Source organism: Thiocapsa sp., from assembly GCF_011390875.1.
GTDB lineage: Bacteria > Pseudomonadota > Gammaproteobacteria > Chromatiales > Chromatiaceae > Thiocapsa.
On sequence record NZ_JAABRP010000032.1, the window covers coordinates 24,757 to 34,195 of the forward strand.

The 9,439-nt window shown below is 64.2% G+C and carries 8 protein-coding genes; all 8 read right to left on the reverse strand.

Annotation, left to right across the window (positions count from 1 at the left end; translation table 11 throughout):
• Positions 1 to 58: 58 nt before the first annotated feature.
• Positions 59 to 1,762: an EAL domain-containing protein gene (locus GPT33_RS04150; protein ID WP_296806069.1), complete on the reverse strand. Its 1,704-nt coding sequence runs from the start codon at positions 1,760 to 1,762 to the stop codon at positions 59 to 61.
• Positions 1,763 to 2,082: 320 nt separating this feature from the next.
• Entirely contained in the window at positions 2,083 to 2,895 is an 813-nt protein-coding gene (locus GPT33_RS04155) for a response regulator transcription factor (protein WP_296806070.1), read from the reverse strand.
• Positions 2,896 to 3,089: 194 nt separating this feature from the next.
• On the reverse strand, positions 3,090 to 3,863 hold the full coding sequence (locus GPT33_RS04160) for a molybdopterin-binding protein (RefSeq protein WP_296806071.1): 774 nt from the start codon (positions 3,861 to 3,863) through the stop codon (positions 3,090 to 3,092).
• 461 nt (positions 3,864 to 4,324) lie between these two features.
• Entirely contained in the window at positions 4,325 to 6,424 is a 2,100-nt protein-coding gene (gene pnp / locus GPT33_RS04165) for a polyribonucleotide nucleotidyltransferase (protein WP_296806072.1), read from the reverse strand.
• 183 nt (positions 6,425 to 6,607) lie between these two features.
• Entirely contained in the window at positions 6,608 to 6,877 is a 270-nt protein-coding gene (rpsO, locus tag GPT33_RS04170) for a 30S ribosomal protein S15 (RefSeq protein ID WP_296806073.1), read from the reverse strand.
• A gap of 198 nt (positions 6,878 to 7,075) precedes the next feature.
• The gene (gene truB / locus GPT33_RS04175; protein ID WP_296806074.1) at positions 7,076 to 7,993 is read right to left on the reverse strand and encodes a tRNA pseudouridine(55) synthase TruB; all 918 of its coding nucleotides are present in this window, start codon (positions 7,991 to 7,993) and stop codon (positions 7,076 to 7,078) included.
• Entirely contained in the window at positions 7,977 to 8,387 is a 411-nt protein-coding gene (gene rbfA, locus GPT33_RS04180) for a 30S ribosome-binding factor RbfA (protein WP_296806075.1), read from the reverse strand. Before rbfA ends, truB begins: the two co-directional genes overlap by 17 nt.
• A gap of 4 nt (positions 8,388 to 8,391) precedes the next feature.
• Positions 8,392 to 9,439 (reverse strand): translation initiation factor IF-2 (infB, locus tag GPT33_RS04185; RefSeq protein ID WP_296806076.1); only part of this gene is annotated, 1,048 nt, incomplete at its 5' end.

Below are 9,439 nucleotides of genomic sequence, written 5' to 3' on the forward strand. Positions count from 1 at the left end.
ATCCAGACGCGTCCCGGCTGCCCTCCTGCCCTTGAAGGCCGGACCGAGCCGCTTGGCGCTACAGGACCTCGGCGGGGTCATCGCCCTGCGGATCCTCGACTCGCCGCGTGTCGGGCGGGCGCTCGGATACGACGGCCGCGACGCCCGAATCGCCCTGTTCCGGCCCACCGATCAGTCGCTCGAGCGTTGCCCGGAGCCGCTCCGGTGCAATCGGCTTCTGCAGAACTGCATCCGCACCCAAGGCTCGGCACATCTCCAGAACGTTGGTGTGGTAACCGCGAAGCGCGTCACCGCTCACGGAGAGGATCCGCGACGAGGGCGCGATTGTGCGCATCCGCTTGATCACCTCGAACCCGTCGAGCTCCGGCATAAAGGTGTCGAGGATGAGAAGGTCCGGTGCAGCCTCTTCGCAGACCTGCAATGCGGTGCGTGCGTCCGTGAAGGTCTCGCACCGGTAACCCCAGGCCGTGATCAAGCGTGCGGTGGCCTGCAGCACGCGCGGGTCGTCATCGACGACCATGATGGTGCTGCCGCTCCCGACCCCATCGCTTTCCCCCGCGGGCCCGCTCGGCTCCGGCCCGCGCCTGGACTCGCCATCCGCATTCGAAACGGCGAAGGTGCTCGCCAGCACCTCCGCCGTCATGGGCTTTCCGAACAGGTAGCCTTGGGCGAAATCGACGCCTGCTTCGATCAACAATCGACGCTGCGCCTCCGTCTCCACGCCTTCGGCGACCACCTGCAGCTCCAGCGTCCGACCGAAGCTGATCATGGCGCGCAGCAATCTGAGTGCTTTCGGTGAATCGAACATCTCCGAGACGAACGACAGATCGATCTTCAGCGAATCGAACGGGAGCTCGGCGAGCGCCCGCATCGAGGAATAGCCGATCCCGAAATCGTCGATCGCCAACGACACGCCCATCAGACGGATCTGAGCCGCCACGCTGCGCACGACATCGGGATAGGCGCTGGCCGCGCTCTCGGTCATCTCGATCTTGACGGTGCAGATTTCCGCAAGCCCGTCGACCAAGCGGCGCAACAGCACCAAGGCCCGTTCCTGCTGCAGGATCAGCGGCGACAGGTTGACCGCGATGAAGACCACACCCGTCGCGGCGAGTGTCTCGCGCGACTCGATCAGACGCTCGAACAGGGTCTCGGTGATCTCGTAGATGAGCCCGCTCGACTCGGCGAGCGGAATGAACTCGGCTGCACCGAGGATCTGTCCACTCGGCAGCCGCAGGCGCGCGAGCACCTCCGCGCCCTCCAGCCGCCCGTCGACCGGCGAGACGATGGGTTGAAGGTACGCGACGATGGCGCCGCCACGAATCTGCGATTCCAACTCCTGCCGGGTGAGGGCGTCCCGGGTCTGCACGTCATGATGCGGCCTTCGCGATGCCGCCGCGACGCCCCGCTCCAGGATTGCGGGAAGCTCCGTCACCATTCGCGACTTCGACACGGTCCCCAGAACCTGGATTCCGGTCGAGAGGGCGACGCGCCGCGCGGTATCGAGAAGATCGTCGCCATGGCCCGAAAGGAGAACGACGGGTATCTCGGGGTGGGTCTCGGCCAGCCAGTGGATGACATCGATACCGTTCTCCCGGCCCAGAGCGAGATCGAGAAGGACAAGCTCGGGGAGATTGGAGGCAAGCGCGGCCTTGAACGAGGAGACCGATACGTGGAAATCCGCGGCATGCCCGAACCGCTTCAGAAAACGGCCCAGAACAGCGATCAGTCGAGGATCGTCATCGAGACAGATCAAACGCATGGAGACTCTCCTGTCGGGACACGGGTGTCGGGACACGGGTGTCGGGACACGGGGCCGAACCCGACTCCACACCTGCCATCGGGCAGCTGCGGAGCCCCCTGGCGGAGTCAAGAAGCTTCGAGATGTGACTCATTAGGCCGAGCCGACCTCGACTGCTTCAAGTAAAGATTTGTAAAGGTCTTCCAGATGAGCAAGGAGATTCAGCCACGCCCCGAATCCACGGTTCGGGGCGGAGTGTCGAGCACCAACGGCACGACCGATGTCAGCCCCGGGCGTCGCCAGGGCTCGCGTGGTGAGCCCCGTCGGGGCATCGGAATCGGTCAGTCGTTCTCGAGCCTCAAACGGTAGCCGTGGCCTCGCACAGGCCAGATCACGAGATTCAGGATGCCCCCGTCACGCAGCTTGCGCCGAATGTTGCCGATGTGGACATCGACCGCGCGGTCGTCGGGGTACAAGGCCTCGCGGTTCATCAACTGAGCACGGCTCACGGCCCGCCCGTGTTGGCGCATCAGGGTCGCCAGAATGCGGGATTCCGTCTGGGTCAAGCGCAGGGAGGCCCCGCTGGATGTGTCGCTCAGGCTCATGGCGCTCGCGTCGAGCGTCACCGCGCCGAGTTGGATCGCGTCGTGAGCACTCGCCTCGAAGGCATGTCGCCTGAGTACGGCTCGGATGCGTGCGAGCAGCTCCTCGATCTCGAAGGGCTTCGTGATGTAGTCATCGGCACCGGCATCCAAGCCGTCGATGCGGTCCTGGAGGTCATCGCGTCCGGTCACGATCATGATCGCGGCGGCGGTGGAGCCGACGAGCTCGCGCGCCAGGTCCATGCCGTCCTCCGCACCCAGGTTGAGATCCAAGAGCACAAGATCCGCGCCATCGTGACGATAGAGTCGGCGCATCTCGGATCCGTTGGCGGCAACCGACACCGCGTAACCCGCGCGTGACAGATGACGCGTGAGAACACGACCCATACGCGGGTCGTCTTCGACGACGATAATGTTGGCAGAAATACTCGTCTCTCCTTGAAGAGCAGCGCCGAGGACCGACGCCAGGTCAAGTCTGTTCCAGGCACCGAGCACGATCTCGACCTCATGCAGCCGAGCGGCGCATCGGTAAACAGTCGATTCTGAACGCACCCTTGAACGCGTTGCCTCCCGGGCTCTTTACAGATCTTTACCGTTTTCGCGACAGTTATAGCGCACAATTGCGACTCGAGCCTCGAATCGTTTCCCGGCGCCCTGCTTGAGCCGGCACGCATTCAGGTTTGAATTCAGCAGCAAGCAATTGATCGCCATGGCGCACCACACACCCGCCATGGCGGTCTTTTTTGTCAGCGACGCAGCACCTCCGATGCGGTATCGCAATAAGGAATCGCATCGCGCTCCAGGCGTTTGCGCAGGGCTTTCATCGCCTCTTCGATTCCGCTGCGTCCGCGAAAACCCAAAAGAATGTGGGCATCATCGCCCAAATGAGGCAGGCTGAAGAGCTTGAGATCCGGGAACCGATCGCCGAGATCGCGCATCACGGGAATCAGGCTGCTCTCCGGGGTATCGAAAAGGGCGAAGGCCCGCTCCTGCACCAGGTCCGAGACGCCGTAGAACCGCTCCAAGACCCATTGCGCCATCGGCCAGGCCATCTGGGGAAAACCCGGCAGAAACCAGTGCCCGCGCAGCGAAAAGCCGGGGATCCGGTTGATCGGATTCGGGATTAGATCGCACCCGGCAGGCAGATCCGCCATCAGGATACGGTTGGGATAGGCCTCGCCACCGAACTTCGCCTCGAGCAGCGCTTTGGCTTCGGGATGACGCACCAATTCCAAACCGGCTGCGGTCGCGGCGCATGCGCGGGTGTGATCGTCGGGCGTTGCGCCGATGCCGCCGCACACGAAGACCGGGTCGGAGCGCCCCATCGAAAAACGCAGATGGGCGACCAGCACCTCCGGGTCGTCGGGGAGCAGCCAATGCCACGCCAGCTCATGTCCGCGCTCGCCGACCATTCCCTTGAAGGCGCTCAGATGAGCATCGACACGGGCGCCCTTGAGGATCTCGTCGCCGATCACGATGAGACCGAAGCCGATCGGTGGGCGGAGCGGACGCTTTGACATACGGGGATGGCCTTTGGGTTCTCGACTCTATCGTAGAGATCCTAGCACTTCGCGCCGTCCCCCCGGGGTAGACGACTTGCAGTCGTACTCTTCCACGGTCCTGACGGCCGGCAGGGTCGCGCTCGACGCGAAGCTCTCGCGAACCGCTCCGAACGCTCTTCGGCTGGTGGTAAACCGCGCCAGGTGCGATATGCGTCATGTGTTGGAATGGCTTGGCCGCGCCAGCCCCGACGACTGTCGGAGCTGGCGCGGTTTATAGTCTTAAAAAATATTCAACTCTAAACCGCGTCTCGCCAGGGTCGAGGACATCTCCGAAGCCAAACGCAAAATGAAAACGACGCATCTCGCTCCGGACGCGGTTTAGAAGCAGCGTCCAGTCGCTTTCCGGCGGGCGAGGATCAAATTGAAGAAACAAAAAAGGGGCCATCGGCCCCTTTTCGACATGCCGTGAGGCCTGACGATTACTCGCCGGGCTCGACGGCCTTCATGCTTAGACGGATGCGGCCTTGCTTGTCGACCTCGAGGACCTTCACGCGGACCTGATCGCCCTCGGAGAGCTTGTCGCTGACGCTCTGGACCCGTTCCTCGCAGATCTGCGAGATGTGAACGAGACCGTCGCGACCGGGCAGGATGGTGACGAAGGCACCGAAATCCATCAGGCGAGCGACGCGGCCCTCGTAGACCTTGCCCACCTCGACATCGGCGGTGATGAGCCGAATCCGGCGCTTGGCCTCCTCGCCCGCCGCCTTCTCGACCGAGAAGATCTTGACTACGCCGTCATCGTTGATGTCGATGGTGGCGCCGGTCTCTTCCGTGATGGCGCGGATGACGGAGCCGCCCTTACCGATGACGTCGCGGATCTTCTCGGGATGGATCTTCAGCTCGATGATGCGCGGGGCATGCTCGGACATCTCGGTGCGATGGGCGCCGATGACCTTGTTCATCTCACCGAGGATATGCAGCCGCGCGGTCTTGGCCTGCCCGAGTGCGGTCTCCATGATCTCGGCCGTGATGCCCTCGATCTTGATGTCCATTTGCAGGGCATTGATGCCCGAGTCCGTGCCGGCTACCTTGAAGTCCATGTCGCCGAGATGGTCCTCGTCGCCCATGATGTCGGTCAGCACGGCGAAGGCATCGCCTTCCTTGATCAGGCCCATCGCCACGCCGGCAACCGGACCCTTCACGGGCACACCGGCATCCATCAGCGAGAGGCTGGTGCCGCAGACGCTGGCCATGGAGCTCGAACCGTTGGACTCGGTGATCTCCGAGACCACGCGCACCGAATAGGGAAACTCTTCGATGCTCGGCATGACGGCGAGCACGCCGCGCTTGGCCAAGCGACCGTGGCCGACCTCGCGCCGCTTCGGCGTGCCGACCCGACCGGTCTCCCCGACACAGAAGGGCGGAAAGTTGTAGTGGAGCATGAAGTGCTCGCGCCGCTCGCCTTCCAGTGCATCGATGATCTGCGAATCGCGCTCTGTGCCCAGGGTCGTGATGACCAGCGCCTGGGTCTCGCCGCGCGTGAAGAGCGCCGAACCGTGAGTGCGCGGCAGAACGCCGGTGCGGATGGTGATGGGACGCACCGTGTGGTTGTCGCGACCGTCGATACGGGGGTTGCCCGCGATGATCGAGCCGCGCACGGTCGTCTTCTCGAATTTCTCGATGGCGCCCATGACCTGCGACTCGCTCCAAGCGGGGCTCTCGCCGGCGCAAAGCTCGGCAACCACGGCCGCGCGGATCGCGTTCAGGGCGGTGTAGCGCTCTTGCTTGTCCTTGATGCGATAGCCCTCGGCGATCCGCTCGCCACAGGCACTCGCCACGGCCTCGGCCAACGCGGTATCGGCCACCAGCGGCGTCCAGTCCATCGGGGGCTTGCCCGCCTCGGCGGCCAGCTCGCGGATCGCCTGAATGACGGTCTGCATCTGCTGATGACCGAACAGGACGGCGCCCAGCATGACCTCTTCGGAAAGACCACGGGCCTCGGACTCGACCATCAGAACGGCCTTCTCGGTACCCGCGACAATCAGGTCGAGATCCGAATCCGGACCGAGACCGATCACCGCCGGGTTGAGGATGTACTCGCCGTTCTTGTAGCCCACGCGCACGGCACCGATCGGTCCGTTGAAGGGCGCACCCGAGACCGCGAGCGCGGCCGAAACACCGATCATTGCGGGAACCTCGGGGTTCACCGCAGGGTTCAGCGATTTGACCGTCGCGATGACCTGGATCTCTTGTCTGAAACCTTTCGCGAACAGGGGACGGATCGGACGGTCGATCAGACGCGAAGTGAGAACCTCGACCTCGCTCGGACGCCCCTCGCGACGGAAGAAACCGCCGGGAATGCGACCGGCGGCATAGGTCTTTTCTTGGTAATCGACGGTCAAGGGCAGGAAGTCGCGCACTGCGCCGGGGCGCTTGTCGACGACGACCGTGACCAGAACAACCGTATCGTCGACGTTGACCAGCACGGCGCCGTCGGCCTGGCGTGCGATTTCGCCGGTCTCGAGGGTGACCGTCTGGTCACCGAGCTTGAATTGCTTAACGATAGCTTTGGGAATCACAAGTAGATCCTCGGGGTATGTGGTCCGTCGTAGCGCCGGGCCTTGGACCCCTGCACCTTACGTCGCGCCCGCAGGCGCTGCGGTGACAGGGCTGTGCGTCGGTGCCGCCGGCGGCATCCCTTCCGCGGGGAGCGGGCGGATCGGGCGTCTCCCGATCGCCCGATCGCCGAGTCGGGAGGCGTGTCAGCGGCGCAGGCCGAGACGCGTGATCAGCTCGCGATAACGGTCGAGATCCTTGCGCTTGAGGTAGTCGAGGAGCTTACGACGGGAGTTGACCATGCGCACCAGACCCCGGCGCGAGTGGTGATCGTGCTTGTGCTCCTTGAAATGTTCGGTGAGCTGCAGGATGCGCGCGGTCAGGAGCGCGACCTGCACCTCCGGAGACCCCGTGTCGGCATCGGCGCGACGGTAGTCTTCGACAATTTGTTTCTTCTCGGCTGCGGTCATTGTCATTGGTGGTCTCCTGGTTCAGTAATGGAGAGAAAAAGGTCCTGGTCCGCCTCCGAACGGGAGAGGGATGGATCGCCCCGACAATGACATCAGGGGATCGGACCGTGGGTTGATTGCAATGCCTTTCGAACTGTTGAGCAACGCGTGAATGCGCCGCGTCCCGGGTGGTCAAAGACGGATGACCCGGGACATTTTACGATTCTAAATCAGCCTCTTGGGCTGAACGCGCCCGTCGTCGAGGATACTGCCGACGCCGACGAAGATCTGCGACGGATCATAGAGCCGAACAAGCCCCTGCGTCGGCGCCTGCGGGATCAGGACCGCTTGGCCTTGGCGCAGATAAAAGGCGGCGTCGGCGGACAGGCGCACCGACGGCCAGTGACCCAGGGCACTGTCGAGCGGCAGAAGAAGCGCATCGAGACCGGCCATGTCGTCTTCGCCCGCCATCGCCTCGATGTGGTCCAGCCCGACGAAGGGCCCCGCTGTCTCCGCGTAAGGCCCCACGGCGGTTCGGCGCAGTCCGCTGACATGCGCACCGCAGCCCAACCTGCGACCGATATCCTCGGCCAGCGTACGCACGTAAGTGCCTTTGGAGCAGTGCACGTCCAGCTCGATCTCCGGCAGGTCCATCGAGAGCAGATCGAGCGCGAAGATCTGGATCTCGCGCGGGGTTCGCTCGACTTCCAAGCCTTGCCGAGCCAGTTTGTAGAGCCGCTGCCCCTGATGTTTCACGGCCGAATGCATCGGCGGCAGTTGCGAGATGGTGCCGAGAAAACCGAGCAGCACCTCGCGCACGCGCGCCTCGTCGATCCCGACCACCGGCTCGTCGGCGACGATGTCGCCCTCGGCATCGGCGGTCGTGGTCGTCACGCCCAAGCGCACGCGCACCCGATAGCGTTTGTCCGCATCCAGCAGATAGGCGGAGAACTTGGTCGCATCGCCCAAACAACAGGGCAGGAGTCCGGTCGCCAGCGGATCGAGGCTCCCGGTATGGCCGGCCTTGGCGGCGCGGTAGAACCGCTTCACGCGCTGCAGGGCGTCGTTCGACGACAGGCCAAGCGGTTTGTCCAGCAGCAGGATGCCCGTGACATCCCGGCCTGTATTACGACGGCGTCCCATCAACCTGCGGCTCCTGATCGGCGTCTTGATGCGTGGATGTGTCGGACTGCCCGACCGCTTGCGCGATCAGCGCCGCGAGACGCTCGCCCTTGCCGATCGACTCGTCGAACACGAAATGCAGCTGTGGGATGGTCCGGAGACGCACGCGCTGTGCGAGCCCGTGACGGAGGAAGCCGGCGAGCTTGCCGTTGAGCAAACGCGTCTGCTCGGCGGCCTCATCGTCCGTCGGGAAACAGGTGAAGAAGACCTTGGCGTGGGCCAAGTCCCGCGTCACCCGCACCTCGTGGACCGTGATGTTGGCCAGACGCGGATCATTCACCTCGTCGCGGACCAACGTAGAGAGGATACGCTTCAGCTCGGCGCCGATGCGTTCCGTACGGTCGAATTCCTTCATCCGATCAGATCTCGCGGGCCCGTTCGGTCCGCTCGAAGACCTCGATCTGGTCGCCCGGTTGCACGTCGTTGTAGTTCTTCACGCCGATGCCGCACTCGACGCCGTTCTTCACCTCGTTCACGTCGTCCTTGAAGCGGCGCAGCGACTCGAGCGCCCCCTCGTAGACTACGACGTTGTTGCGCAGCACACGGATCGGGCTGTTGCGACGGATCGCACCCTCGGTGACCATGCAGCCGGCAACCGCGCCGAACTTCGATGAGCGGAAGACATCGCGCACCTGAGCCAGACCGATGATCTCTTCCGTGACGATCGGACTGAGCAGGCCCGAGATGGCCTTCTTCACGTCGTCGATCAGCTCGTAGATGATGCTGTAGTAGCGCAGGTCGAGGCCCTTGTCCTCGATCACCCGGCGCGCCGCGGCATCGGCCCGGACGTTGAACCCGAGCATGATGGCGTTGGAGGTCACGGCCAGGTTGGCGTCCGACTCGGTGATGCCGCCGACGCCGACCGCGACCAGCGCGACCTTGACCTCCTCGTTGCCGAGCTTGAGCAGGCTGTCTTTGAGTGCCTCGAGACTGCCCTGCACATCGGCCTTGACGATGAGGTTGACGCTCTTCTGCTCGCCGTCCTTGATCTGCGCAAAGAGCTGATCGAGGCTGACGCCGCGCTGCTCGTCGAAACGGCTCTGGCGCGAGCGTGCCGAGCGGAATTCCGCGACCTCGCGCGCCCGGCGCTCGTCGGCGACCGTCATGACGTCGTCCCCGGCGTAGGGCGTGCCCGAAAGGCCGAGCACCTGCACGGGGATCGACGGACCTGCCTCCTCGACCGGGGCACCGGCCTCGTCGAACATGGCTCGAACGCGACCGTACTCGCCGCCGCTGACGATGATGTCGCCGCGCCGCAGCGTTCCGGACTGGACCAGGACGGTCGCGACCGGACCACGCCCCTTGTCGAGACTGGACTCCACGATGGTCCCGCGGGCGGGGCCGTCGACGGCGGCCTTGAGCTCGAGCACCTCCGACTGCAGCAGAATGCCGTCGAGAAGATCATCG